We start from the raw sequence: 26,151 nt of genomic DNA, 5'->3' as shown, positions 1-26,151 counted from the left end.
CAAGCAGGGCTGTTTGGTGGTTGCTGTATCGCTGATTGATATATGTGTTTTGGATCTAACAAAGTAATTAAATATTCCTTTATTAGATAACCATTACAGCCAATCATCGCGCTATCAAATGTTGAGTTTCCGGGGCCGTCTCCTTGGCAGGGTGCGGTCCCTTTTTTTGTCCTCAGTAAAGTGCGCACCGCCGTTCCCACATGGATCGTGTTGCATATTCGATATGGATCTTAATAAATAGCTTCTTATTCCTTAACGGATATAACTCTCCTCCCTATACTCGCTCAGGAACAGACACGCAGCAGGAGAGTTCCCCCATGCGCAACGAATCAATTCGCTACCTGATTGTGCCGGGCTGGCAAGGATCGCCAGAAGATCATTGGCAAAGCCATTGGCAGAACAGCCTGCCGAATAGCGCGCGGGTGGAACAGGCCGACTGGCTGACGCCGCGTCGTGAAGACTGGGTCGCGGCACTGGCTGAGGCGATTGCCGCCGACAGCACCCCGGTGATCCTGATCGCCCATAGCCTGGGTTGCATCACTGTCGCGCATTGGGCCGCCACGGCGCCCGTGCAGTATTTGCGTCAGGTTCGCGGCGCCTTGCTGGTCGCCCCGGCGGACGTCGAGCGTGCGGCCTGCGCACCGGCCCTGCGCAATTTCGCGCCGATTCCAACCCACCTGCTGCCGTTCCCGAGTCAGGTTGTCAGCTCCGACAACGACAGCGCCGTCAGCGCGCCGCGTGCGATGGAGCTGGCGCGCAACTGGGGCGCCGAGGCGGGGATTTTGTCGGGTGCTGGACACATCAATGTGAAGTCCGGTCACCAGCGCTGGGAGCAGGGTTTTGCTTATCTCTATCGCTTGCAAAACCGAATGGAACACCACGCCCTGCGCCGCGCTTGAACCTTTTCTTTTTTGCTTTTGTTTTTTAAAAACGCCCACCGTCTCCCGGCGGTTTTGGGCGGGAGTCTGCCATGAGTTTTGAAGCCTTCGGTCAGCCATTGCTGACTTTCCCCGACGCCGAAAAAAGTCCCCTGAGCATTCGCGCCAAGGCGCTGGTGTTTGTCGATCCGCGTTCCCGTCAGTTACGCCAGGAGCTGGAGCTATTGGCGCCGCGCTCGATCTCGGTATTGATCCGTGGCGAAACCGGCAGCGGCAAGGAGTTGCTCGCGCGGCACATCCATCGTGCGAGTGATCGTGGCGGGTTGTTCGTCTCGGTCAACTGCGGCGCGATCAGTCCGACCTACGCCGATGCGGAATTGTTCGGTTATGCCGCTGGCAGTTACAGCGGTTCGGCCAGCAGTCGCGCGGGCTGGTTCGGTTCTGCCAACGGCGGGACGCTCTACCTGGATGAGATCGGCGACTTGCCGCTGCCGATCCAGATCAAATTGCTCGCGGCGCTGGAAAACCACGAAGTCACCCGTGTCGGCGCTCACCAACCCAGCCCGGTGGATGTACGCCTGGTGGCGGCTACCAGCATCGACCTGGCTCAAGCGGTGGCCGCTGGAAAATTCCATGAGCGGCTCTACCACTACCTCAGCGAAGGCCAGCTTGAACTGCCAGCCTTGCGTGAACGAGTGGGCGATATTCTGTCGCTGTCCGAATATTTCCTCGGCATCTATAGCCAGCGCCTGGACCTGCCAGTGCCGCTGATCAGCGAAGCCGCGCAGCATCTGTTAGAGCAACACAGTTGGCCGGGCAACACCCGGGAGCTGGAGAACGTCATTCACTTTGCGTTGCTGGTCAGCACCGGCGATGAGATTTTGCCCGAGCATTTGAATCTGCCTGAAGCGCCTGCGTCATTGGTGCAGATTGAGCGGCAACTGAAGCAAATCCTCGGCAATGGTTCCATCGCAGAGAAAGAAGCCTTGAAACAACTCCTCAAAAACACCGCGCTCTTGTAGGAGCAAGGCTTGCCCGCGATAGCGTTTTCCAGACAGACCGCGTCGCCAGAATCGCGAGCAAGCTTTGCTCCTACGGGTAGATGCGTGAGTTAGAGCTGTATGAACAAAATGGAATATGAAAGTGAATAAAAGATATTGTTCGGGAATAAAAAATCCCGGTATTGTCCGCGTCACGCCAGCGATAGCACTTCACTGGCACCTGTACTAAACAAGCCGTCGTCGATGACGACCGTGATTTTCGATAAGGACACTGCATGAAAAAGGTTCTGTTGTTCACCGCATTGGCGGCTGCCCTGACCGCGGGCCTGGCCCAGGCTGGCGAGAAACTGGTGGTGGCGGCGACCCCGGTTCCACACGCCGAGATTCTGGAACTGATCAAGCCAACCCTCGCCAAAGAAGGCGTGGACCTGGAAATCAAAGTATTCACCGACTACGTTCAGCCGAACGTACAGGTCGACCAGAAGCGTCTGGATGCCAACTACTTCCAGACCCTGCCATACCTGAAAAGCTTCAACGAAGGCAAAGGCACCAACCTGGTGACCGTGATCGGCGTACACGTCGAACCTTTCGGCGGTTACTCGAAGAAAGTCAAAACCCTGGCTGAGCTGAAAGACGGCGCAACCATCGCGATCCCGAACGAAGGCAGCAACAGCGGCCGCGCCCTGATCCTGCTGCAGAAAGCTGGCCTGATCGAGTTGAAAGACCCGAAAAACGCCTTGGCTACCCCGAAAGACATCGCCAAGAACCCCCACAACTTCAAGTTCAAGGAACTGGAATCGGCCATGCTGCCGCGTGTCCTGGACCAGGTCGACCTGGACATGATCAATACCAACTACGCGCTGGAAGCAGGTCTGAACCCGGCTAAAGACGCGCTGGTGATCGAAGGTGCAGATTCGCCTTACGTGAACTTCCTGGTGGCTCGTCCGGACAACAAGGACAGCGTAGCTATTCAGAAACTGGCCAAAGCGTTGACCAGCCCGGAAGTGAAAGCATTCATCGAGAAGAAGTACAGCGGCGCGGTATTGCCGGCGTTCTGATTCGACGCAGCATCAAACCCTTCAAGGTTTCAAACGCCGACGGCTGATATAGCGTCGGCGTTTTTTTGTTTGAGGACGGAAATTTTCGAGCATTGGTCTGGCTTTAGAACCCCCCCTCACCCCAGCCCTCTCCCCGCAGGGGAGAGGGTTAAGGTGAGGGGAGGTTCTAACTACCCCCGCGTATTCAACGCCCTGCGCAACGCCATCAACAACTTCACGATGTCCTGCGGATCCAGCCGCTGTGGCATTTTTACGTCAGCCATTTTTCTCTTCCTTGTGATGGTTCGGCCGGGGAGTCTGGCCAAAAGCTGTGCATCCTTGGAGGGGTAATCCGAAAAAAAGATCCTTCCTACAGCGCAAAGAAAAATAGTCGTCTTCCGTTGCCGCAGCAAATGCGGAGGATAGTTTTTTGCGTCAAGATTTGTGTCCGTCCCCGATCAAATGTGGGAGCGGGCTTGCTCGCGAATGCTTTTTGTCAGGCGCAGATCAATCCGGCCAATACCATGCCGGCTCATCCAGCATCCGCTGCCCCACAATCCCCGTCTGTCCCAATGTCTTCTCCAACACAATGCAATTGCACTCCGGGTCCTCCTGCACCGCCGAAATCAGCCGCCGGGCATGAGAAACCACCCACACCTGACACTGCTCGGAAGCGTGAATAATCAACCGCGCCAACGCCGGCAACAGATCCGGGTGCAAACTGGTCTCCGGCTCGTTCAACACCATCAGCGTCGGCGGCCTGGGCGTCAGCAGCGCTGCGACCAGCAGCAAATAGCGCAGCGTCCCGTCCGACAACTCGGCCGCCGACAAGGGCCTCAACAAGCCTTCCTGATAAAACTCGATGGCAAAGCGTCCACCGGGCAGCGATTCGATGTTCAGTCTCGCGCCGGGGAAGGCGTCGCTGATGGCCGCTTGCAGCGCCTCGGGGTCGCCGATTTCGATGATGGTCTGCAAGGCTGCCGCCAGGTCGCGACCGTCGTGGTGCAGCACCGGCGTGCGGGTGCCGAGTTGCGGTTGGCGCACGGGGGCATCGGCGTCACTGCGAAAGTGATCGTAGAAGCGCCAGCGACGGATGAACTCGCGCATTTCCAGAACCTCTGGCGAAGTACGCAAGCTGCCGACCTGGTCGAACAGGCTGTCAAAAGTCGGTGTGTGCTGGGCCAGCACGTCCCAGCTGCGGTTGGCTCGGGCGCGGATCATAGGCCCGTCGCGATCCACCAGCAGGCTCGCCGGACGATAAAACGCCCCGGCCCAGACGCATTCGCGTTTGATTTGCGGGTCCAGGCTGAAACGTGACGCAATGGGTGAACTGTGCCCGGGTAGCATGAAGTGGCCGTTGGAGTCGGGTAGTCCGAGGCTGATCGAGTATCCGAAGTCCTCCCCGGTAAACCCCAGGCGCAGGCGTTTGGCGCCGTGCCGTACGCTCGCCTGGATCGGGACTTCGCCGTTACGCATCCGTCGGCTGATGTTTTCCGGGCCGGCCCAAAAGGTCGAATCCAGCCCACCCTCGCGGGCCAACGCATTGACCACGCCGCCCTGAGCGGTTTCCGCCAGCAGGCGCAGCGCGCGGTAGAGGTTGGATTTGCCGCTGCCGTTGGGGCCGGTGATCAGGTTCAAGCGACCCAGCGGAATCACCAATTTATTGATCGAGCGGTAATTGGCCACCGCGAGGGTTTTGAGCATGGGAAGCTTCCTGCTGCGTGGTGCGGGATTCTGCCTTATTGTCGACGTCATCGTGCGCCAGGCTTTATTTCAAACTGTGAGGCGCACCCTTGGAACCCTGTTCTACGCTCACAGTCGTATCGCCATTGGCACGTTCGTGCAATGCAAAGGAGTCTGCATGGTGGGTCCCGGATTGAAAACAGTGGTTGGCCTGAGCCTCCTTGTTCTGCTGAGCGCCTGTGACGATAAAAAACCGGTCGAAAAGGACCGTCCGCGGGTATTCGTGCAAGAGGTAAAACCTGCGGATTACGCGGCGACGGTGACCCTGACCGGTGATGTTCAGGCGCGGGTCCAGACCGACCTGTCGTTCCGCGTTGGCGGCAAGATCGTCCAGCGCACAGTCGATGTCGGTGATCGTATTTCGGCCAAACAGGTTCTGGCCAAGCTCGATCCCAAGGACCTGCAAACCAGCGTCGACTCGGCCCAGGCGCAGGTTGTTGCCGAACAGGCCCGGGTCAAACAGACCGCCGCCGCTTTCGTTCGCCAGCAAAAACTCCTGCCCAAGGGCTATACCAGCCAAAGCGAGTTCGATTCCGCCCAAGCCGCTTTGCGCAGCAGTCAGAGTGCGCTGACTGCCGCTCAGGCGCAGTTGGCCAACGCCCGGGAGCAACTGGGCTACACCGCGCTGATTGCCGACGCGCCGGGGGTGATTACCGCGCGTCAGGCCGAGGTCGGCCAGGTGGTGCAGGCCACCGTGCCGATTTTCAGCCTGGCCCGGGACGGTGAGCGCGACGCCGTGTTCAACGTCTACGAATCGCTGCTGACAGAGCCACCAGAGGGTAAAACGGTGGTCGTCAGCCTGCTCGACAACCCCGCGATCAAAACCACCGGCACCGTTCGGGAAATCACCCCGGCCGTCTCCGCGCAGACCGGCACGGTGCAGGTCAAAGTCACGCTCAACGGACTGCCGGAAGGCATGCAGCTCGGTTCGGTGGTGAGTGCCACGGCCCAGACGCCAGGCAAGTCGGCGGTCGAACTGCCCTGGTCGGCACTGACGAAAAATCTCAGCGAGCCGGCGGTGTGGCTGGTGGACAACGAGGGCAAGGCACAGCTGCACACCGTCACCGTCGGTCGCTACTTGACGGGCAAAGTGATCATCAGCGCCGGCCTGAAGGGTGGCGAAAAAGTGGTCATCGCCGGCGGCCAGTTGCTGCACCCTGGCGTGAAGGTGGAAATCGCCGAAAACACCTATAAGGATTTAGCCGCGGGAGCCCAGCCATGAAGCGTCTGTTACTGGTATGCGCCGGTGTGATGCTGGTGGCCTGCTCGAAAAAGGAACCGCCGCCGGAGCCTGTGCGTCCGGTGCTGTCCATCAAGGTCCAGTCCCTGGACGAAGAAAGCCTGGGCCGCTTCGCCGGCAGTATCCAGGCGCGGTATGAAAGCAATGTCGGGTTCCGGGTGCCGGGGCGCATTGCCAGCCGTCATGTCGATGTCGGTGCCGAAGTCGAAAAGGGCGCGTTGCTCGCCACCCTCGACCCCACCGATCAGCAGAACCAGTTGCGCTCCGCTCAGGGTGATCTGGCCAGCGTCCAGGCGCAGCTCATCAACGCCCAGGCCAACGCCCGGCGTCAGCAAGAGTTGTTCGATCGCGGCGTGGGCGCCCAGGCGCAACTCGACATCGCACAAACCGATCTCAAAACCACCCAGGCCTCCCTCGATCAAGCGAAGGCTGCGGTCGATCAGGCCAAGGACCAGCTCAACTACGTCGAACTGCGCGCCGATCACAAAGCCATCGTCACCGCGTGGAACGCCGAAGCCGGGCAAGTCGTCAGCGCCGGCCAGCAAGTGGTAACCCTGGCGCAGCCGGACATCAAGGAAGCGGTGATCGACCTGCCGGACACCCTGGTCGACCAGTTGCCGGAAGACGTGGTGTTTCAGGTGGCCGTCCAACTCGACCCGAGCATCACCACCACCGCCATCATTCGCGAAATCGAACCCCAGGCGCAAAGCGCGACCCGCACCCGTCGCGCCCGCCTGACACTGACCGACACGCCACCGGGGTTTCGCCTGGGCACGGCGATCAGCGTGATCCTCAGCTCCGCGATCAAACCGCGCATCGAACTGCCCCTGACCGCACTCCAGGAGGTCGATGGAAAACCGCGGATCTGGGTCATCGATCCGCAGACCCAAACCGTTTCCCCGCGAGACGTCAGCCTGATCAGCCGCACTGACTCAACGATGGTCCTGGCCAACGGCGTGAAGTCCGGCGAGCGGGTGGTCAGTGCTGGCGTGAACAGCCTGAAAGCGGGGCAGAAAGTGAAAAACGATGAGGACAGCCCGCAATGAAAGGGAGTTTCAACTTATCCGAATGGGCCCTCAAGCATCAGTCGTTTGTCTGGTATTTGATGTTCGTCGCGCTGCTGATGGGCGTCTTCTCGTACCTGAACCTGGGCCGCGAGGAAGACCCGTCGTTCACCATCAAAACCATGGTGATCCAGACTCGCTGGCCGGGCGCGACCCAGGAAGAAACCCTCAAGCAGGTCACTGACCGGATCGAGAAAAAACTCGAAGAGCTCGACTCGCTCGACTACGTGAAAAGCTACACCCGCCCCGGCGAGTCGACGGTCTTCGTAAACTTGCGTGATACCACCAGCGCCAAGGACATCCCGGAAATCTGGTACCAGGTGCGCAAGAAGATCAACGACATTCGCGGCGACTTCCCTCAAGGCCTGCAAGGGCCGGGATTCAACGATGAATTCGGTGACGTGTTCGGTTCGGTGTACGCCTTTACCGCCGACGGTTTGTCGATGCGCCAATTGCGCGATTACGTCGAGCAAGTCCGCGCCGAGATCCGCGAAGTGCCGGGGCTGGGCAAGGTCGAGATGGTCGGCGAGCAGGATGAAGTCCTCTACCTGAATTTCTCCACCCGCAAACTGGCGGCGCTGGGCATCGATCAGCGTCAGGTGGTGCAGAGCCTGCAATCGCAAAACGCGGTGACCCCGGCCGGTGTCATCGAGGCCGGTCCCGAGCGGATTTCCGTGCGCACGTCCGGGCAGTTTGCTTCCGAGAAGGACCTGGAAAACGTCAACCTGCGGCTCAACGATCGTTTCTATCGCTTGGCCGACATCGCCGACATCAGCCGTGGCTATGTTGACCCGTCGACACCGGAATTCCGCTTTAACGGCCATCCTGCCATTGGCCTCGCCATTGCGATGAAGAAGGGCGGCAACATCCAGGTGTTCGGCAAGGCGCTGCACCAGCGCATGAACGACCTGACTGCCGATCTGCCGGTGGGTGTCGGCGTGCACAACGTTTCCGACCAGGCCGAAGTGGTGGAAAAAGCCGTCGGCGGCTTTACCAGCGCGCTGTTCGAAGCGGTGGTGATCGTGCTGATCGTCAGCTTTATCAGCCTCGGCGTCCGCGCCGGATTGGTGGTGGCCTGCTCGATTCCGCTGGTGCTGGCGATGGTCTTCGTCTTCATGGAATACAGCGGCATCACCATGCAGCGGATTTCCCTCGGCGCGTTGATCATCGCCCTCGGGCTGTTGGTGGATGACGCGATGATTACCGTAGAGATGATGGTCACGCGCCTGGAAATGGGCGATACCAAGGAGCAGGCGGCCACGTTCGCCTACACCTCGACCGCGTTCCCGATGCTCACCGGTACGTTGGTGACGGTGGCCGGTTTCGTGCCCATCGGCCTGAATGCCAGCTCGGCCGGCGAGTACACCTTCACGCTGTTCGCGGTGATCGCGGTGGCCATGATCGTGTCGTGGGTTGTCGCGGTGCTGTTCGCCCCGGTGATCGGCGTGCACATCCTCAGCGCCAACGTGAAGCCTCACGACGCCGAACCGGGGCGCATCGGTCGGTCGTTCAATTACGGCTTGCTTTGGGCCATGCGCAATCGCTGGTGGGCGATCGGCATCACCGTTGCCCTGTTTGTGGCGTCGGTGTTTTCCATGCAGTTCGTGCAGAACCAGTTCTTCCCGTCTTCGGACCGCCCGGAAATCCTCGTCGACCTGAACCTGCCGCAAAACGCTTCGATCGCCGAAACCCGCAAGGCGGTGGACAAGCTCGAAGCGACGCTCAAGGGCGACCCGGACATCGTGCGCTGGAGCACCTACATCGGTGAAGGTGCGATCCGTTTCTACCTGCCCCTCGACCAGCAATTGCAGAACCCGTACTACGCGCAATTGGTGATCGTCAGCAAAGGGCTGGAATCGCGTAACGCGCTTAGCCAACGCTTGCGCGAGCGCCTGCGCAAGGATTTTGTCGGTATCGGCAGCTACGTCCAGGCGCTGGAAATGGGCCCGCCAGTGGGGCGGCCGATTCAGTACCGGGTCAGCGGCAAGGACATCGATCAGGTGCGCAAACACGCCATCGCCCTGGCCACCGAACTGGATAAAAACACCCACATCGGCGAGATCATTTACGACTGGAACGAACCGGGCAAAGTCCTGCGCATCGACATCGCGCAAGACAAGGCGCGGCAATTGGGACTGTCGTCGGAAGACGTGGCCAACCTGATGAACAGCATTGTGGTCGGTGCGCCAGTGACTCAGGTCGATGACGACATCTACCTGATCAACGTGGTGGGGCGTGCGGAAGACGCCGAACGCGGCACCCCGGAAACCCTGCAGAATTTGCAGATCGTCACGCCGGGCGGCACGTCGATTCCGCTGCTGGCATTCGCTTCCATACGTTATGAACTTGAGCAGCCGTTGGTCTGGCGTCGCGACCGCAAACCGACCATCACCATCAAGGCGGCAGTGCGCGATGAGATTCAACCGACCGACCTGGTGAAGCAACTCCAACCCGACATCGATAAATTCGCCGCCAGTTTGCCGGTGGGCTACAAGGTCGCCACTGGCGGTACCGTCGAGGAAAGCGGCAAGGCCCAAGGGCCGATTGCCAAGGTCGTGCCGTTGATGCTGTTTTTGATGGCGACCTTCCTGATGATCCAGTTGCACAGCGTGCAGAAGCTGTTCCTGGTGGCCAGCGTCGCGCCGCTCGGCTTGATCGGCGTGGTGCTGGCGCTGATCCCGACGGGCACGCCGATGGGCTTTGTGGCGATCCTCGGGATTCTGGCGCTGATCGGCATCATCATCCGCAACTCGGTGATTCTGGTGACGCAGATCGACGCCCTGGAGAAGGACGGCCATGCACCGTGGGATGCGGTGGTGCAAGCCACGGAGCATCGTCGCCGGCCGATTCTGCTGACGGCAGCGGCAGCGAGCCTGGGGATGATTCCGATCGCCCGGGAAGTGTTCTGGGGGCCGATGGCCTACGCGATGATTGGCGGGATTATTATTGCGACGTTGCTGACGTTGCTGTTTTTGCCGGCGCTGTATGTGGCCTGGTACAAAATCCACGAGCCGAAAAAAGAAGCGCAGTAATTGGTGCGTTGATCGTTCCCGAGTGACGTTTGGGAACGGTCCTACTTACATGGCCGGTGCGTTGCTGTACGGTCCCTTTCCAAATGGAGGAGGGGCTTCGATGTCACCGATGACTCATTGTCTGCGCTATGTGCTGTTGCTCGGCGCTCTGTTGTGTTCACCCCCGACGCTGGCCGGCAATGTGCTGGAAAATTCGCAGTGGCGCGTCGAACTCGATCCCGCCACGCTGGCGATTCGCGTCACCCCCGCACAACATTCGCCAGTGCAAGCCTCGTCGGGCGTTACCGGGTATAAGGTCAGCAACCTCAAGCAAAGCGCCAATCGCATGGACTGGCAGTGGGATGACGGCGCCTGGACGCTCAGTGCCGCCCTCGATCAGCGTGACCTGTCCCTGTCCATCATCGCCCGTGATTCCGGGGAGCTGAGCTTTCTGAAACAGCCTGGCAGTTCTATGGGAAAAGGGCTGATCTGGCCGCTGGCCGAGGGGCGTTACGTGCCTGCCGGTGATCCGCTGTGGCAAACCTTTCTGCTCGATCAGGGGGCGTTCAATACCACCCAAGACCTGAGTCTGCCGCTGTGGGGCGTTGATCACGGTGGCTTCACGCTGAACTGGCTGATGACCAACCCTTACAACAATCGTCTGATCTTCAGCACCGAAAACAACACCCTTGCTCTGACTGTCCATCATCAATTCACCTCCCTTGAGCCCAATGCACCGCTGACTTTCAAGCTGTCGTTGGGTGATGTCGATCTGTTGGCGGGTGCCAGGCGCTATCGGAAATGGTTGGTCGACACCGGGCAATACGAAACCTTGAGCGACAAACTGCTGAAGACTCCCGAAGCCAAAAAGCTCCTGGGCGCCAGTCATGTTTATCTGTGGGGTAACGACCTGCTCGGACCGGAAGATGTTCGAAGCTGGCCAGCTTTGCTGAAAGAGTTGCGCGGTAATGGCGTGCTGGCCAGCGAGTTACGTTCCAGTTTTGACGGCGAAAGCTCGCAGTTACTGGCCCGGGCTGAGCCACCGCTTGATCGTTACCAGCAAGCCACGTTGCTACGCAGCCTCAATGCTGCGCTCAACAAGAAGGCCCGCAGCGGCTGGCAGTCTGTGGTCGAACCGGACATGCAAAAACTGGCTGACGGCTACGGCGTGTTACGTGCAGAGCTGGCAGTGGCGTTCTCCGATGCTTTGATGGCAACCCCGGAACGCTGGGGCAATACCTTGTCACTCACGACGATCGAACAACTGAACGCTGCGGGCTTGTCGCGATTATGGTTAGGCCTTGGCGAGGGTTGGGAAGGTGGTCTCTGGCACCCTGAAACGGTGCGTCAAGGCGTTGCCGCAGGTTACCTGGTGGCACCCTATGATTCCTATGAGACGGCGCTGACCATCACTGAAAACCCGGACTGGACCACTGCGCATCTGGGCTCCAGAGCCAATCAGGAATGTGCGGTCGTGCTGGAAACCGGGACGTTCAAAAGCGGGTTTCAGCAATCGGGGCATTACACCGATCCGCGTTGTGTTCGGCCATTGCTTGAGGCGCGCATCAAGGCTGTACAGAGCAAGGCCGGGTTCAATAGCTGGTTTCTGGACGCCTACGCCACCGGCATGCTGTTCGACAGCTACCGTGTGGGAGCGACCATGACTCAGGTGCAAAATGCCGAGGGCAACATCGACGCCTCGCGCTGGGTCAACGAGACGTTGAAGCTACCGACCGGCTCCGAGGATGGCAACGCCACCACGGCCCAAGGGGTACTGTTTGCCCATGGAATGCAGACACCGGTGATCGGCTGGGGTGATTCGGATATGAGCAAGAATCCGAAGTCGCCCTATTACCTGGGCCGCTGGTTTCCTGATGAACAGCCGCAGGTTTTCTTCAAGACCGTGCCGCTCAAGGAACCCTACCGCACGGTTCACTTTGCTCCGCAAACGCGCTTGCCGCTTTATCAGGCGGTGTTCCATGGCTCGGTGATCACCACCCATCATTGGCTGTTCGACAGCCTTAAGTTGAGCAATGTGCGCGCCGAGAATGAGCTGACTCAATTGCTCTACAACGTGCCGCCGCTGTATCACCTGAGTGCGGCGACGCTGAAGCAGCGGTTACCGGCGATTGCGCGTCAGGATGTGTTCTTCCGCCCGCTGCATGAGCGTCTGGCGACTCAGGCGATGACAGATTTTCGTTGGCTGACTGAGGATCGTCAGGTGCAGCAGACAACGTTCGCCGATGGCACCAGGCTGGTGGCGAATTTTGATGTGCGCGTACGAGAGATTGATGGGCGACAGTTGGCCAATCGAAGCATCACCGCGTTTGACGCGAACGGGGGAGTGACAACCTATCAAGTCGCTGTGCAACGTTAGAAAACCGTCGCGAACCTGCTCGCGATTGCGTTCTGACAGGCTACGCCGGCTTACGCCAGACACTCGCCAGCCAAGGCTGCTGCTCCCGCGGCAGCCCCGCCGGCCGGTAGTAATGCTCCAGTTCCACAAACCCCGCCGCCGTCAGCAATTGCTGCCACGTCTCAAGATCGTGGTACGCCCCATAACGCGGCCCGTTCCAGCCCTCCTGATTCTCACCACGAGGGTTTGAACTGAACAACACACCACCCGGTTTCAAAGCCCCGTGTAACGCCTTCAACACCCGGGGCAGCTCTTGGGTCGGGATATGAAACAGCGCCGCATTGGCAAAGATCCCGTCAAAGCGCTCGGCCGGCAAATCCAGCTTCAGGAAATCCTGCTGCCAGACTTCACAACCGCTGTCCTGTCGGGCCATCTGCGCAAACTTCTCCGAGCCATCAAGCCCGACAGCGGTATGGCCCATGCGCGTGAAGGTTTGCAAATCACGACCCGGCCCGCAGCCAAAATCGAGAATGTCGAACGGCGCCTCACCCTGAATATGCCGCAGCAGCGCAGCAATGTTCTGGCTGACATCATGATCGCGAGTCCCTTCGCGAAAACTTTCAGCCACCGAGTTGTAATGGCCCAGGGTGGTGGAGGTGATCTGCTCGAGGTCGGTGGGGGTCTGTTTCATGGTCGGCTGCGCAGGCAATTGGGATTTGCCGAATATACGCCATGAAGCCGGTGACTGCTTCGCAGCCATTCGCGAGCAAGCCCGCTCCCACAGTTGACCTGCAGTGAGCACAAGATTTGTGTACGACGCGATCATTGTGGGAGCGGGCTTGCTCGCGAAAGCGGTATCACTGACAACTAATAACTTCAGCCAGGCTCAACGCTTATTGAGACCCCGCGCCAACCGATCCCCGCCCAACTGAATCACCGCCACTAACACCACCAGCAACACAATCACCGTCAACATGATCTGGCTATCAAACCGCTGATACCCGTACCGGTAGGCGATGTCCCCCAGTCCACCCGCACCAATCGCCCCGGCCATGGCCGACGAGTTGATCATCGTCACCAACGTAATCGTGAAACCCCCGACAATCCCCGGCAGCGCCTCAGGCAGCAACACATGCCAAACGATATGCCAGCGCCGGCAACCCATCGCCTGCGCCGCTTCGATCAACCCGTGGTCCACCTCCCGCAAACTGACTTCGGCAATGCGCGCAAAAAAAGGCGTGGCGGCGATGGTCAGCGGCACCACCGCCGCCCAAACGCCGTATGTGGTGCCGACGATCAAACGGGTAAACGGAATCAGCGCCACCATCAAAATCAGAAACGGAATCGAGCGGAACAGGTTCACGAATGCGCCCAACGCGCGGTTCAGCGTTGGCGCTTCATAGATTCCGCCCTTGGAACTGGTGACCAGGATTACCGCCAGCGGAATACCCGCCAGCAGTGCGATCAATGACGACACACCGACCATCAGGAAGGTGTCGATGAAGCCTTGCAGCAAGCGATCAAACCACATAACCCAGCACCTCCACCTGTTGCGCCCAGTTGCCGGCGCGTTGACGCAATTCCTCTGCGCCGAGGGACGAACCGGTCACCGCCAACAGCAATTGCCCGAGCGCATGGCCCTGAATCCGTTCCACGCCACCTTGCAGCAAACGCACGCGACCGCCGAGGGCACTGAACAGCGCGGCCAGGTCGGGCTCGTCGCTCGCGCTGCCGGTGAACCGCAAACGAAGTACAACAGCGGCTTCCGAGGACTGTGGGTGTGCCTGCAAACGGCTTTGCAGTTCTTCCGGCAAACCGTGTTGAAACGGCGCCAGCAAGGTTTTGCTGACCTCGTGCTGCGGGTTGCCGAAGACTTCCCAGACCGGCCCTTGTTCGACGATTCGACCGTGTTCCAGCACCACGACTCGGTCGCAGATATCGCGGATTACCGCCATCTCGTGGGTGATCAGCACGATGGTCAGGCCCAGGCGCTGATTGATCTCGCGCAGCAGGCCGAGGATTGATTGGGTGGTTTCCGGGTCCAGTGCCGAAGTGGCTTCGTCGCACAGCAGAATCGCCGGGTCATGCACCAAGGCGCGAGCGATGCCGACGCGCTGTTTCTGCCCGCCGGACAGCTGCGCCGGGTAGGCCTTGTGTTTCTCTTGCAGGCCTACCAGTTCCAGCAATTGGCGGACTTTCTGCTCGCGTTTTTCCTTCGGCACACCGGCGACTTTCAGCGGCAACTCGACGTTCTGCCAAACGGTCTTGGCCGACATCAGGTTGAAGTGCTGGAAGATCATGCCGATGCGCCGACGCAGCGCCACCAGGCGGTCTTCATCGAACTCGCCGATGTCGACCTGATCGATCAGTACGCGCCCCGTGCTCGGTTGTTCCAGACGGTTGATGGTGCGGATCAGCGACGACTTGCCGGCGCCGCTGCGGCCGATGATGCCGAATACCTCGCCGCGCTGGATCGCCAGGTCGATGCCGTGCAGCGCGGCGACCGGACCTTGCTGGCCGTTGTAGGTTTTGCCCAGGCCGATGAAGCGCACGTGAGCACGGTTCAGGTTCGGGTGCAGTTCCGTTTGTTCAGCGTTTTTGAGCTCTGGAATCTCCAGTCGCAGTTGCGTGGCTGCCGTCATATTCAGCTTTCCCAACCGGCTTGGTAGAGCTTGCCGTGGGCTTTATCCAGCGCGGCACGAACGGCCGGCGAATGCTGGTAAATGTCGACGAATTTGATCAGGCGCGGGTCGGTTTTGCTTTTCGGCTGGATCACGAACTGAATCACGTATTCCTTGTGATCCAGGCCGTCGAACAGCAGGGCGGAGCCGGCATCGAAGGTCTTTGACAAGCGGATGTAGGCCGGGTAGCCCTGGACCAGATCGGCGTCGTCATAGGCGCGTACCAGTTGCACGGCTTCGACCTGCAGGATTTTGATCTTCTTCGGATTGGCAATGATGTCTTCTTCGGTGGCCTTGTAGCCGACACCCGGTTTGAGGGTGATCAGCCCGGCCTTGGCCAGCAGTTGCAAGCCACGGCCGCTGTTGATCGGGTCATTGGCAATCGCAACGCTGGCGCCTTCCGGCAGTTCGTCGAAGCTTTTGTATTGCTTCGAGTAGAGGCCGACGTTGTTGATGATCCCCGGTGCGAACGGCACCAGATCAAAACCGGCGGCGGCCTTGGCGTTTTCCAGGAACGGGACGTGCTGGAAGTAGTTCACGTCGATGTCGCCGGCAGCGAGGCTGACGTTGGGCGCGATCCAGTCGCTGAACTCCACCAGGTCGACTTGCAGGCCTTGTTTCCTGGCTTCTTCGACGGCGGCTTCCAGGGGAATGGCGAAAGCGGCGGTGGTGCCGACTTTCAGCGGCGCGTCGGCGGCGAAGGTGATGGAGCTGAAAAGGCCGAGGGCCAGGGCCAGTGCTTTGACTGGGTGGGAGAGGCAGGTCTTTTTCATGATGGGTTTTCCAGTCAGTGCATAGTTGTGTGGTGTTGGGTCGGGCCTCTTCGCGAGCAAGTCGAATCGTCGCACCGCCGCTCCCACAGTGTTTTCGGGTGTTCACACAATCCCTGTGGGAGCGGCGGTGCGACGATTCGACTTGCTCGCGAAGCTTTTAGTAGCGGCGGTAGGCCGAGCCTGTGTGTTGCTCAGGCAAATGCGCCTCTGCGTGAAACAGTTTTTCCCGCAGGCTGCCGCTGTCGTAAGCGGTCTTGTACGACCCGCGCCGTTGCAACTGCGGAATCACCAGGTCGATGAAATCCACATAGCTCTCCGGCGTGACTATTCGCGTCAGGTTGAAGCCATCCAGCCCGGTCTCGGCGATCCACGATTCCAGCTCATCGGCGACCTGCTCAGGCGAGCCCACCACGGTGATGTAGCGACCACCGAGGGCGTGTTGCTCGAGTAATTTGCGGCGAGTCCAGTCGTTGTTTTGCAGGTTCTTGGTGGCGGACTGGATCGCGTTGCTCTTCACGTACTGGATCGGTTCATCGATGTCGTACTCGGAAAAATCGATCCCGGTGGAGGCCGAGAAATGCGCCACGCCGGCCTCGGCGCTGGCGTAGCTCAAGTACTCGGCGTGCTTGGCCCAGGCCAGCGCTTCGGTGGCGCCGACTATCACGTTCAGCCCCATGAACACCTTGATGTCCTCGGGGTTGCGCCCGGCCTCGACGGCACTGGCGCGCACCTTGTCCACTTGAACCTTGGTCGACGGTTTGTTCTGGCCGCTGATGAACACGCACTCGGCATGCCGCCCGGCGAACAGCAAACCGCGATCCGAACTGCCGGCCTGGAACAGCACCGGTGTGCGCTGCGGCGAGGGTTCGCAGAGGTGATAACCCTCGACCTGATAGAACTCGCCCTTGTGCTCGACCTTGTGCACTTTCTCGGGCTGCGCGTAGATCCGCTGTTGCGGATCGTTAAGCACCGCGCCGTTTTCCCAGCTGCCTTCCCAGAGTTTGTAGAGCACTTGCAGGTATTCATCGGCCTGGTCGTAACGACGGTCGTGCTCCACCTGTTCGCTCAAACCCATGGCTTTGGCGGCACTGTCGAGGTAGCCGGTGACGATGTTCCAGCCGACCCGGCCACGGCTCAGGTGATCGAGCGTGGACATGCGTCGGGCGAACAGATACGGCGGTTCGTACGTCAGGTTGGCGGTGAGGCCGAAGCCAAGGTTTTTGGTGACCGCAGCCATGGCCGAAACCAGCAGCAGCGGGTCGTTGACCGGAAGTTGGATTGATTCTTTGAGCGGTACATCCACCGAGTTTTGGTAGACGTCGTAAACCCCGACGATGTCAGCGATGAACAAACCGTCAAACAGTCCACGCTCCAGCAATTGCGCCAGTTCGGTCCAGTATTCGATGGTTTTGTACTGAGTGGAGGTGTCCCGTGGATGCGTCCACAGACCATGGTTGATGTGCCCGATGCAGTTCATGTTGAACGCATTGAGCAGGATCTTCTTTTTGGCATCGGCCATCAGATGGTCCCCCGCAGTGGCGGGTTTTCATCATTGAGGTAGTAATTGCCGACCGCGTGATACTTCCAGCGCACCGGGTCGTGCAGGGTGTGCACCCGGGCGTTGCGCCAGTGGCGATCCAGGCCGTGTTCAATCAAGGTTGCCTGGCTGCCAGCCAGTTCAAACAGCGTGCTGCCCGCGGCGAGGGAAATCTCGGTGCTGATGGCGCGGGCTTCGGCGACGGCAATCGACGCGGCGGCGACGGTCTCGGCGTTGGTGGCGGCCTGAGCCTTGTCGAGGAATTCGCCGGAGCGTTCCAGCAAGGCTTCGGCGGCGTGCAGACGAATGCTCAAGTGGCCGAAGCTCTTGATGGTCAGCGGGTCCTCGGTGGCTTTGTTGTTCCCGGAATCGATCCACGGCCGGGTCTTGGTGCGCACGAAATGCAGCGCATCTTCATAGGCGGCGCGGGCGATACCGGTGTCGATGGCGGCATGAAGAATCTGCGCCAACGGGCCGACGGTGGTCGGGCGCTCGAACGCACTTTGAAACGGGATCACGTCTTCAACGGCGACGTAAACATCTTCAAACACCACCGAACCGCTGCCGGTGGTGCGCTGGCCAAAGCCGCTCCAGTCGTCGATGACCGTCAGACCCTTGGCATGACGAGGAACGAAAGCGAGTTGCTGAACACCGTTTTCGTCCACGACCGACGTCGGAATGCGCTGGGCATAAATCGCGCCCGTGGCGTAAAACTTGCGGCCGTTGATGCGATAGCCGGCACGTTCTCCATGCCGATCAGGGGTCAGGCTGGTGACGCGGTCATGGGCGGTTTTGGTGCCCAGTTCCGCGAGGGCATTGCCGAAGCGCTGGCCGGCCAATACTTCTGCGTAGAGGCGTTTTTTCTGCTCATCGGTGCCGTTCACCCGCAATACTTCGAGCGCGTAGAAATGGTTCTGCGGGATCTGGCCCAGGGAGCCGTCAGCCTGGGCGATCAGCGCGATCACCTTGGCCAGGGTGACGTTGGAAACCCCGGCGCCGCCGTATTCTTTTGGCACGCTGATGCCCCAAAGACCCGAGCGGGAAAACACTTCCAGTTCCGGGTATGGCAAACGGCGTTCGCGGTCGCGCAGGGCGCTGTCGCGTTTGAAATCTTCGGCCAGGTCACTGGCGACGATCAGGGCTTGCTCATCGCTGGTGATGACCGCGACGTGGTGAGAAATGGTCATGTGTTTCTCCAGAGATCTGGTCAAAAGTGTTCTGGTCGTTAGATCCAGGAGTGCCGTGCGGGCAGCGTGCCGTTCAGGTGATAGGTGCCGACGGCGTGATATTTCCAGCGCACCGGGTCGTGCAGCGTGTGCACGCGGGCGTTGCGCCAGTGGCGGTCGAGGTTGAATTCGGCGAGGGTGGCGCGGCTGCCGGCCAGTTCGAAAAGCTTTTCGCTGGCCAGCAGCGAGATCTCGGTGGTCAGCACTTTGGCTTCGGCCACGGCAATCGAGGCGCGGGCGGCGGACTCGGCGGTGAGCGGCGCGGCGTTGACCTGATCGAGCACTTGCCCGGCCTTGCGCAACAGCGCTTCGGCGGCGTGCAGTTCGATTTTCAGTTTGCCGATGTCGGCGATCACATAGAGATCGTCGCTGGCCCGTTCGACCTTGGCGTCAATCCACGGCCGTGCACGGGTTTTCACGAATTCGATGGCGTCGTCGATGGCGCCCCGGGCGATGCCGGCGTCAATGGCGGCTTGAATCAACTGCGACACGGCACCCTGAATGTTCGGGCTGTCGTTGATCTTCCAGTTATCCACCACCAGCTCGGCGTCGACCTGCACGTTGTTGAGCAAAATGGTGCCGCTGGCGGTGGTGCGTTGGCCGAAGCCCGACCAGTCATCCACGATGCGCAGCCCAGGAGTGCCGCGACGAACGAAGGCCAGAACCTGCTTGCCGTCGTCGTTCAGCGCCTTGACGGCGACCCAGTGGGCGAACAGGGCGCCGGTGGAATAGAACTTCTGCCCGTTGAGGACGAAGCCGTCGCCGCGGGCGGTGATTCGCGCCTTGAGTTCAAGGGTGTTTTTGGTGCCGCGTTCTGGCCCCGCGTTACCGATCCGCCAGCCGTCGAGCACGCTTTTGAACAGCTGCTTTTTCTGCGATTCAGTGGCGCTGCCAAGCACCAGGTTGAGAATGCCGAACTGGTTTTGCGGGATCTGTCCCAATGCCGGGTCGGCCGCGGAAATGATCGCGAAGACGTCGGCCAACGTGACGAACGAAACCTGCGGGCCACCGTACTCACGCGGGATAGAAATGCTGCCCAGGCCGCTGCGGGTGAACTGTTCGATTTCCGACCACGGCAGCTTGCGCTGCTGGTCGCGTTTGGCTGCTTGCAGACGGGCGACTTGCGCCAGCTCATGGGCGGCCTTGATGGCTTGTGCGTCGTTACGCAAGACCTGCGCGGGCAACAACAACGGGGCGATGTCCAGATCACTCTGGACGATTGATTCTGCCAGACTGGACATCAGTGCCGCTCCTTGGCTGCACGCAATGCCCTGGCGATCTGCACTGGGGTGATTGTGTTCCGGACCATACCTACCTCACATCTCATGGAAACGTCGCGAGGGTTGCGACGAACGAAAACAAGAATGTCCGGTGGTCCGGTGCATATACCCTAAGCGTGTATAAAAAATTAATAAACTAACTTTTAGGAATATGCATAGAAGGTTGGTTAGCGCACACCCTATGGCGAGGGGGCAAGCCCCTCGCCACAGAGGATCATCAGTGTTTGCGAGGTTCGGCGGCCATGAGTATCTCCTTTGGCCGGACCTTCAAATAGGGATTGGCGCAACCGATCTTCAGCCTGCGCGGTGGTGCCCAGCGGGAGTTGTTACCCACCCGGTCGAGGATGCAGTAAGTCACTTCCAGCCGCAGGTCTTCGCCGGCTTCGAGAATGATCGCCGGCGGCACCCAGACCTGGATCGGCTGACCGACATCGCCGGCCTTGAGTCGTGGCAGATCCATGCGCACATCGCCCCAGCGCAAGGTGATTTCGTCGTCGGCGGCCATGTTCAGGTAAGGCTCGATGGTCAGCGGAACACCGCGCTTGATCTGGTTCGGGTTGACGCCCTGACGGCGAATGGTCTCGGGGATGCTCACGGGCTCCAGGCTCTGGTTTTCATCGCCGCACAGTGCTGACGGTTGGCCGCCGGGGCAGTCGAGTTTGATCTGCACCCGTCTGGTGGCCGAAAGGGTTGGCCCTTGCCCGATCTGCATGACCCGGTAGTGAACGTGCGAGGTGCCATTGGCGATGAAGCTCTCGGGCACACGCAGTTGGACCGGTTGGCCGACATCGTCAGCCGTCAGCACTCTGGAGGCCACGTAGCAGTTATCCCAGAACAGTTCGATCAGGTCGCCTTCGTCCATGCCGGAGTAGGGCGCCACCTCGATCAGCAGGTGCGCCGCCGAGGTGATGTTGATGCAGGTCTTGTGAGATTGCGCCAGGGTCGGGGCCGCAAGTTCGGGTTTGTTCGAAGTGCTTGTCATGGGGTTTCTCCTTGAAGCCTTGCAGCGAAAGTCCGTTTCTGAAAGTTCGAAAGGCGTGAATTACCGAGCAACAAAACTGTTCACTGTGTGTGAAATTAAATAGTGAGCGAGTGCGAGGTTAATTGCCTGTTGGAGACTAGATAAGAGTGCGCTTGTATAAGTGTCAATAGAGTTTGTTAGTTAAGTATTGGATCGAGTGTTATTCAGAAAAATCCTACACGGTGGAGTTAATAAGCTGCACCGCTCTGTCGAATTTGACCTTGTTCTACGGGCTTTTGGCGGGGTGCTGACGGCGAAGCCCGGTACGGCGAGGGTGCGGGTCTTGGCTGGATTTTAAGCGAGGTTATTCTGTTGCAGGAGATATATATGTACCGCCTGCGGCTATAAAAATTTATCTATTGTTCAAAGAGGTGAATAAGCGAAGAGCATATATCGAGGGTTTTGTTGGTAGGAGTGGTTGTTACTTCCATCCGTGGAAGTTAACAAGTAGTGAGGCGATGTTTCAGTGCTGAGCGTTATTCAGGAACTTGCTCAAAAACTGCTTCGTCCGCTCTTCTTTCGGATTGGCAAACAAGGCCTTGGCTTCGCCTTGTTCGACGATCACACCTTTGTCGAAAAACACCACGCGGTTCGCCACGTCCCGGGCAAAGCCCATTTCGTGGGTGACGATGACCATGGTGCGTCGCTCTTCGGCGAGGCTACGGATGGTTGCCAGCACTTCACCTACCAGCTCCGGGTCGAGGGCTGAGGTCGGCTCATCGAACAGAATCACTTCCGGCTCCATCGCCAGCGCGCGGGCAATCGCCACACGCTGTTGCTGACCACCGGAAAGGCGTCGCGGGTACGCGTCTTCCTTGCCCGCCAGGCCAACCCGTGCCAACAGCTTTTTACCCAGGGCAACGGCTTCGGCGTGCGGGATTTTCTTTACGATGATCGGGCCTTCGATAACGTTTTCCAGGGCGGTGCGATGAGGGAACAGGTTGAAGTTCTGGAACACGAAACCCACGTGCTGGCGCAAACGTCGCACCAGGCCTTGCTGCTGGTTCAGCGGACGGCTGCCATCGATCTCGATGTCACCGACCTTGATCCGGCCGCTGGTGGGTTCTTCAAGAAAATTCAGGCAACGCAGGAACGTGGTTTTACCCGAGCCGCTAGGCCCGATGATCGCCACCACCTCACCTTCCTTCACTTGCAGATCGATGCCGTTGAGCACCACTTGACCCTTGAACTGCTTTGTCAGTTTTTCCACGACAATCATTGGGTCAGGACTCCAGATCGTGCCGATTGACCCGTGCTTCCAACTGATTCTGCAGGTGCGAAAGCACCGTGGCCAGAACCCAGTAGATCAGCGCGGCGGCAAGGTACATGGTGAAAATTTCAAAGGTACGGGCGGTAATCAGCTGCGCCTGACGGAACAGTTCCGGCACCTGAATAGTGGCTGCCAGCGCGGTGTCCTTCACAAGCGAAATGAAGCTGTTGCCCAATGGTGGCAGGGCTGTGCGCATCGCTTGCGGCAGGATGGCCCGGCGCAGGGTCTGCGCGCGGGTCATGCCGATACTCGCAGCGGCTTCCCACTGGCCGCGCTCGATGGAGCTGATCGCGGCGCGGAGGATTTCGCAGGCATAGGCCGCCATGTTCAGCGAGAAGCCGATCAGGGCCGCCGGCAGCGGATCAAGTTCGATGCCCAATTGCGGCAAGCCGTAATAGATCACGAACAGTTGCACCAGCAACGGCGTGCCGCGAAAGAACGACACGTAGATGCGGGCGATCCAGCTCACCAGTTTGAAGCGCGACAGGCGCATCAATGCCAGGCCGAAGCCCATCACCAGGCCGAAGAACATCCCGCCCAGGCTCAAGATCACTGTGTAGTACGCGCCCTTCAGCAGGAAGGGCGCGGAATCCAGCGCGAGTTGGAAAGCTTCTTCCATTATTTAGTGACGTCAGCGCTGAAGTATTTTTCCGAAAGCTTTTTCAGCGTACCGTCGGCACGCAGCTTGTCGATGGCTTTGTTCACCGCGGCCAGCAGCTCTGGCTCGCCTTTGCGCAGGGCGACACCGGCTTCCTGGCGGGAGAACGCTTCGCCGGCGGCGGCAGTGTCCTTGGCCTTCTTGGCGTATTCCAGTGCGGCGAGGCGGTCGATCAGAATGGCGTCGATGCGGCCAACGCGCAGATCCTGGAACTTGGTCGGGTCATCTTCGTAGGTGCGGATGTCAGCCTTAGGCACATTCTCTTTCACCCATTGCTCGTAGTTGGTGCCCAGGCCTACGCCTACTTTCTTGCCGGCCAGATCGGCAGCGGTCTTGATGGTGTCTTTGTTCTTGGTCAGGGTCAGCGCCTGAATCCCGGAAACGGTGTACGGCTCGGAGAAGTCATACTTCTTCTTGCGCTCTTCGGAGATGGTCACCTGGTTGATCACAGCGTCCAGACGCTTGGATTCCAGGGCTGCAAGGATGCCGTCCCATTTGGTCGGCTGCAGTTTGACCTTCACGCCCAGCTCTTTGGCCAGGGCTTCGGAAAACTCGACTTCGAAGCCAGTCAGCTTGCCGTCGGCGTCGACGAAACTGAACGGTGGGTAAGTGCCTTCCAGACCCACGTTGATCACGCCAGCGTCTTTGATTTTTTGCAGCTGCTCACCGGCAACCGCTTGCCCCAGCAGACCGGCGCTCAGCGCCAGGCCCAGCGAACCAACCAGCAGGTTTCGACGTAATGCGGAAAAATTCATGACAAGCCCCTGTGTTTTCTTATGAAGACGCTTTTAGGAATGTTGGCAAATTCGGGATTTGAACGACTGCGATATCCTGCCCTAAAGCATCGTATGCGTCTCGCTGCAAATTCGCCTGCGGCGTGACTATATGATGGTGCCTTTAGATTGGAAAATAATGAATAATAAGTTTGTTATTCCTTTTCAAGCTAAGTGATCGTTCCTACGCTCTGCGTGGGAATGCAGCCCGTGACGCTCCGCGTCACTGGACGCGGAGCGTCCTTTGAGGCATTCCCACGCAGAGCGTGGGAACGATCATTTACAGAAAGTCTTTGTAGGCGAACAGTGCTGGCGCCCCGCCGGTGTGCAGGAAGATGATCGGGCCGTCATTGAAGCGCTGGCGGCCGATGCCATCGAGCAAACCCGCCATGGCCTTGCCGGTATAAACCGGGTCCAGCAGCAAACCTTCCTGACTTGCCACCAGCTTCACGGCGGCCAACGTCCCGGCATTCGGTTCGCCGTAGCGCGGGCCGAAATATTCGTCCCACAACTCGACCTTGAAACTCGCTGGCAGGCTCACGCCCAGCAACTCGGCAGTGCGTTCGGCGAGGCCCTGGACTTTCGGGCGCTGGTCTTCGTCGCTGCGAGAAACCGTGACACCAATCACTGGCAAATCCGGCAGTGCTTCACTCAACGCCAACGCCAGACCGCTATGGGTCCCGGCACTGCCCGAAGCCAAAACCACGGCCGCGAATGTCAGCCCGGTGTCCTTGATCTGCTCGGCCAGTTCCAGCCCTGCGCGCACATAACCCAAAGCGCCCAATGCGTTGGAGCCACCAATCGGCACCAGATACGGCTTCTTGCCGTTGTTGCGCAGGCGATCGGCCAGGGCCTGCAGTTGCTCGTCGGCGTTGTCGAGGTTTTCCACCAGTTCGACCTTGGCGTCGAACAGGTCCAGCAACAGTCGATTGCCGTTACCGACATAGTTAGCGTCGTCGGTGCCGAGAGGGTTTTCCAGCAGGGCTACGCAGCCCAGGCCAAGCTTGGCCGCAATGGCGGCAGTCTGGCGCACGTGGTTGGACTGAAGCGCGCCAGCGGTGATCAACGTGTCGGCGCCTTGTGCCAGTGCATCGGCCGCCAGGTATTCGAGTTTGCGCAGCTTGTTGCCGCCCATCGCCAGCGGCGTCAGGTCATCACGCTTGACGTACACATCGCGGCCCAACCAGGCCGACAGGCGTTCGAGTTTTTCCAGGGCGGTGGGATGACCGAGCAGGTCGAGACGGTTAAAGCGGGCAAGCTGTTGTTTGATCATGGGGTCCGTACTGGCGGAGGGAGATGACAGGACTATAGGCACGCCTATTTAGCGGGGCAACTGCCAATCGGCCTTATGCCAAAAAGTGCTGAGCACAGCACAATCGGTTCTTAATTCGGCTTCCAGACCATGCCGTAAAGTAATCGCGGTTAACGCGGCCAGACAGTCCGGCCGCCCGTGAGGAGTTTTTACCGTGAGCGAGCGTTCCAGTCATTGGCAACTGCAGACCATCGTCAGCCAACTGCGCACGGCGCGTGACCAGTGGCGGCTACAAAATGGCCGCGCCAGCACCGAACAGGGCGGTCGCGAGTTGCCTTCCCGAGCGGCCATGGCAGAGATTCTCGAAGCCCTTTGCGGCGCGTTGTTCCCGATGCGCCTGGGACCGGTGGATTTGCGCGAGGAAAGTGAAGACTTCTACGTCGGTCACACGCTGGACGTTGCGTTGAACGCGTTGCTGGCTCAGGCGCGACTCGAACTGCGCTACGCCGCTCGCCACAGTGCCCAGGCCGACACTGGGGTCGAGGCCAAGACGATTCAGATCATTCAGGACTTCGCCCTCGCATTGCCGGGGCTGCGCAGTCTGCTCGACACCGACGTGCTGGCGGCCTATCACGGCGATCCGGCGGCTCGCAGCGTCGATGAAGTGTTGCTGTGCTATCCGGGGATTCTGGCGGTGATTCATCATCGCCTGGCCCATCATTTGTACCGCGCCGGATTACCGCTGCTGGCACGGATCAGCGCGGAAATCGCCCACTCGGCCACCGGCATCGACATTCACCCTGGCGCGCAGATTGGTCGCAGCTTCTTCATCGATCACGGGACGGGCGTGGTGATCGGCGAGACCGCCATCATCGGCGAGCGTGTGCGGATTTATCAGGCCGTGACGTTGGGCGCCAAGCGCTTCCCGGCGGATGAAGACGGTCAGTTGCAGAAGGGGCAGCCGCGACATCCGATTGTCGAGGATGACGTGGTGATCTATGCCGGTGCGACGATTCTGGGGCGGATCACCATCGGCAAGGGCTCGACCATTGGCGGCAATGTCTGGCTGACCCGCAGCGTGCCGGCGGGGAGCAACCTGACTCAGGCGAATCTGCAGCATGATGATGGGACGCAGAAGTAAATCCCGAAATCTCTAGTGGTCATACTGACGCCATCGCGGGCAAGCCACGCTCCCACAGGTTTTGTGTCGTTCACGGAATTACCGTTCGACGCAAAACCTGTGGGAGCGTGGCTTGCCCGCGAATGGTTTCAAGGCGAACGACAATAATGGCATTTAGCTAATTTCCGAACGAACGGATCCCCCAAATCCCGCGTCAAACCTACCCTTGA

The 26,151-nt window shown here is 59.6% G+C and carries 21 protein-coding genes; 8 read left to right on the top strand and 13 right to left on the bottom strand.

The annotated features are described in order from the left end of the window. Positions 1-317 precede the first annotated feature (317 nt). The 3 genes from KGB03_RS09630 to KGB03_RS09620 all read left to right on the top strand — a co-directional run bounded on the left by KGB03_RS09630 (position 318) and on the right by KGB03_RS09620 (position 2,937). Entirely contained in the window at positions 318-899 is a 582-nt protein-coding gene (locus tag KGB03_RS09630) for an alpha/beta hydrolase (RefSeq protein WP_218536788.1), read from the top strand. A 71-nt stretch (positions 900-970) separates the two neighbouring features. After that, positions 971-1,900, top strand: a complete 930-nt coding sequence (locus KGB03_RS09625; protein ID WP_192409792.1) for a sigma 54-interacting transcriptional regulator — start codon at positions 971-973, stop codon at positions 1,898-1,900. A 254-nt stretch (positions 1,901-2,154) separates the two neighbouring features. Next, positions 2,155-2,937 (top strand): MetQ/NlpA family ABC transporter substrate-binding protein, encoded by a 783-nt coding sequence (locus KGB03_RS09620; protein WP_010464830.1) that lies wholly within the window; start codon positions 2,155-2,157, stop codon positions 2,935-2,937. A 486-nt stretch (positions 2,938-3,423) separates the two neighbouring features. On the opposite strand, the gene KGB03_RS09615 is transcribed toward KGB03_RS09620, so the two are convergent. Next, on the bottom strand, positions 3,424-4,620 hold the full coding sequence (locus tag KGB03_RS09615; protein WP_218536789.1) for an AAA family ATPase: 1,197 nt from the start codon (positions 4,618-4,620) through the stop codon (positions 3,424-3,426). A 157-nt stretch (positions 4,621-4,777) separates the two neighbouring features. Between KGB03_RS09615 and KGB03_RS09610 the strand changes: the two genes are divergently transcribed. The 4 genes from KGB03_RS09610 to KGB03_RS09595 all read left to right on the top strand — a co-directional run bounded on the left by KGB03_RS09610 (position 4,778) and on the right by KGB03_RS09595 (position 12,351). After that, positions 4,778-5,881, top strand: a complete 1,104-nt coding sequence (locus KGB03_RS09610) for an efflux RND transporter periplasmic adaptor subunit (protein ID WP_223526911.1) — start codon at positions 4,778-4,780, stop codon at positions 5,879-5,881. After that, entirely contained in the window at positions 5,878-6,945 is a 1,068-nt protein-coding gene (locus KGB03_RS09605; protein WP_223526910.1) for an efflux RND transporter periplasmic adaptor subunit, read from the top strand. The genes KGB03_RS09610 and KGB03_RS09605 overlap by 4 nt, the downstream gene beginning before the upstream one ends. Then, positions 6,942-9,995, top strand: coding sequence for an efflux RND transporter permease subunit (locus KGB03_RS09600; RefSeq protein WP_223526909.1), 3,054 nt, complete (start codon positions 6,942-6,944; stop codon positions 9,993-9,995). The genes KGB03_RS09605 and KGB03_RS09600 overlap by 4 nt, the downstream gene beginning before the upstream one ends. A 100-nt stretch (positions 9,996-10,095) precedes the next feature. Beyond that, entirely contained in the window at positions 10,096-12,351 is a 2,256-nt protein-coding gene (locus KGB03_RS09595) for a glycoside hydrolase (protein ID WP_223526908.1), read from the top strand. Positions 12,352-12,391: 40 nt separating this feature from the next. Here the strand turns inward: KGB03_RS09595 and KGB03_RS09590 are convergent, their stop codons facing one another. The 12 genes from KGB03_RS09590 to KGB03_RS09535 form a co-directional block, all read right to left on the bottom strand. Then, positions 12,392-13,021, bottom strand: a complete 630-nt coding sequence (locus KGB03_RS09590) for a class I SAM-dependent methyltransferase (protein WP_223526907.1) — start codon at positions 13,019-13,021, stop codon at positions 12,392-12,394. Positions 13,022-13,216: 195 nt separating this feature from the next. Beyond that, positions 13,217-13,861 (bottom strand): methionine ABC transporter permease, encoded by a 645-nt coding sequence (locus KGB03_RS09585; RefSeq protein WP_111449497.1) that lies wholly within the window; start codon positions 13,859-13,861, stop codon positions 13,217-13,219. After that, positions 13,851-14,972: a methionine ABC transporter ATP-binding protein gene (locus KGB03_RS09580; RefSeq protein ID WP_223526906.1), complete on the bottom strand. Its 1,122-nt coding sequence runs from the start codon at positions 14,970-14,972 to the stop codon at positions 13,851-13,853. Before KGB03_RS09580 ends, KGB03_RS09585 begins: the two co-directional genes overlap by 11 nt. A gap of 2 nt (positions 14,973-14,974) precedes the next feature. Next, positions 14,975-15,784 (bottom strand): MetQ/NlpA family ABC transporter substrate-binding protein, encoded by an 810-nt coding sequence (locus KGB03_RS09575; RefSeq protein ID WP_218536797.1) that lies wholly within the window; start codon positions 15,782-15,784, stop codon positions 14,975-14,977. A gap of 157 nt (positions 15,785-15,941) precedes the next feature. Beyond that, complete coding sequence (locus KGB03_RS09570) at positions 15,942-17,303, bottom strand: LLM class flavin-dependent oxidoreductase (protein ID WP_223526905.1); 1,362 nt, start codon at positions 17,301-17,303, stop codon at positions 15,942-15,944. Beyond that, on the bottom strand, positions 17,303-18,508 hold the full coding sequence (locus KGB03_RS09565) for an SfnB family sulfur acquisition oxidoreductase (RefSeq protein ID WP_223526904.1): 1,206 nt from the start codon (positions 18,506-18,508) through the stop codon (positions 17,303-17,305). Before KGB03_RS09565 ends, KGB03_RS09570 begins: the two co-directional genes overlap by 1 nt. A gap of 38 nt (positions 18,509-18,546) precedes the next feature. After that, on the bottom strand, positions 18,547-19,788 hold the full coding sequence (locus KGB03_RS09560; RefSeq protein WP_223526903.1) for an SfnB family sulfur acquisition oxidoreductase: 1,242 nt from the start codon (positions 19,786-19,788) through the stop codon (positions 18,547-18,549). A 256-nt stretch (positions 19,789-20,044) separates the two neighbouring features. Continuing rightward, the gene (locus KGB03_RS09555) at positions 20,045-20,809 is read right to left on the bottom strand and encodes a hypothetical protein (RefSeq protein WP_223526902.1); all 765 of its coding nucleotides are present in this window, start codon (positions 20,807-20,809) and stop codon (positions 20,045-20,047) included. A gap of 502 nt (positions 20,810-21,311) precedes the next feature. Then, positions 21,312-22,067 carry an L-cystine ABC transporter ATP-binding protein TcyN gene (tcyN, locus tag KGB03_RS09550; protein WP_218536802.1) on the bottom strand — a complete coding sequence of 252 codons (756 nt, stop codon included), beginning with the start codon at positions 22,065-22,067 and terminating at the stop codon, positions 21,312-21,314. 4 nt (positions 22,068-22,071) lie between these two features. Further along, on the bottom strand, positions 22,072-22,737 hold the full coding sequence (tcyL, locus tag KGB03_RS09545; protein WP_008148276.1) for a cystine ABC transporter permease: 666 nt from the start codon (positions 22,735-22,737) through the stop codon (positions 22,072-22,074). Beyond that, positions 22,737-23,531, bottom strand: coding sequence for a cystine ABC transporter substrate-binding protein (tcyJ, locus tag KGB03_RS09540; protein WP_192409803.1), 795 nt, complete (start codon positions 23,529-23,531; stop codon positions 22,737-22,739). The genes tcyL and tcyJ overlap by 1 nt, the downstream gene beginning before the upstream one ends. Positions 23,532-23,829: 298 nt before the next feature. Continuing rightward, positions 23,830-24,822 carry a D-cysteine desulfhydrase gene (locus tag KGB03_RS09535; RefSeq protein ID WP_046052254.1) on the bottom strand — a complete coding sequence of 331 codons (993 nt, stop codon included), beginning with the start codon at positions 24,820-24,822 and terminating at the stop codon, positions 23,830-23,832. A 193-nt stretch (positions 24,823-25,015) separates the two neighbouring features. On the opposite strand from KGB03_RS09535, the gene epsC reads away from it, so the two are divergent. Beyond that, entirely contained in the window at positions 25,016-25,942 is a 927-nt protein-coding gene (gene epsC / locus KGB03_RS09530) for a serine O-acetyltransferase EpsC (protein WP_111449488.1), read from the top strand. Positions 25,943-26,151: the final 209 nt, after the last annotated feature.

Origin of the sequence: Pseudomonas sp. BF-B-26 (assembly GCF_019956495.1) — a bacterium.
Classification (GTDB): Bacteria; Pseudomonadota; Gammaproteobacteria; order Pseudomonadales; family Pseudomonadaceae; genus Aquipseudomonas.
Note: the sequence above shows the minus strand (reverse complement) of the source record. Positions and strands in the feature narration are given on the sequence as shown.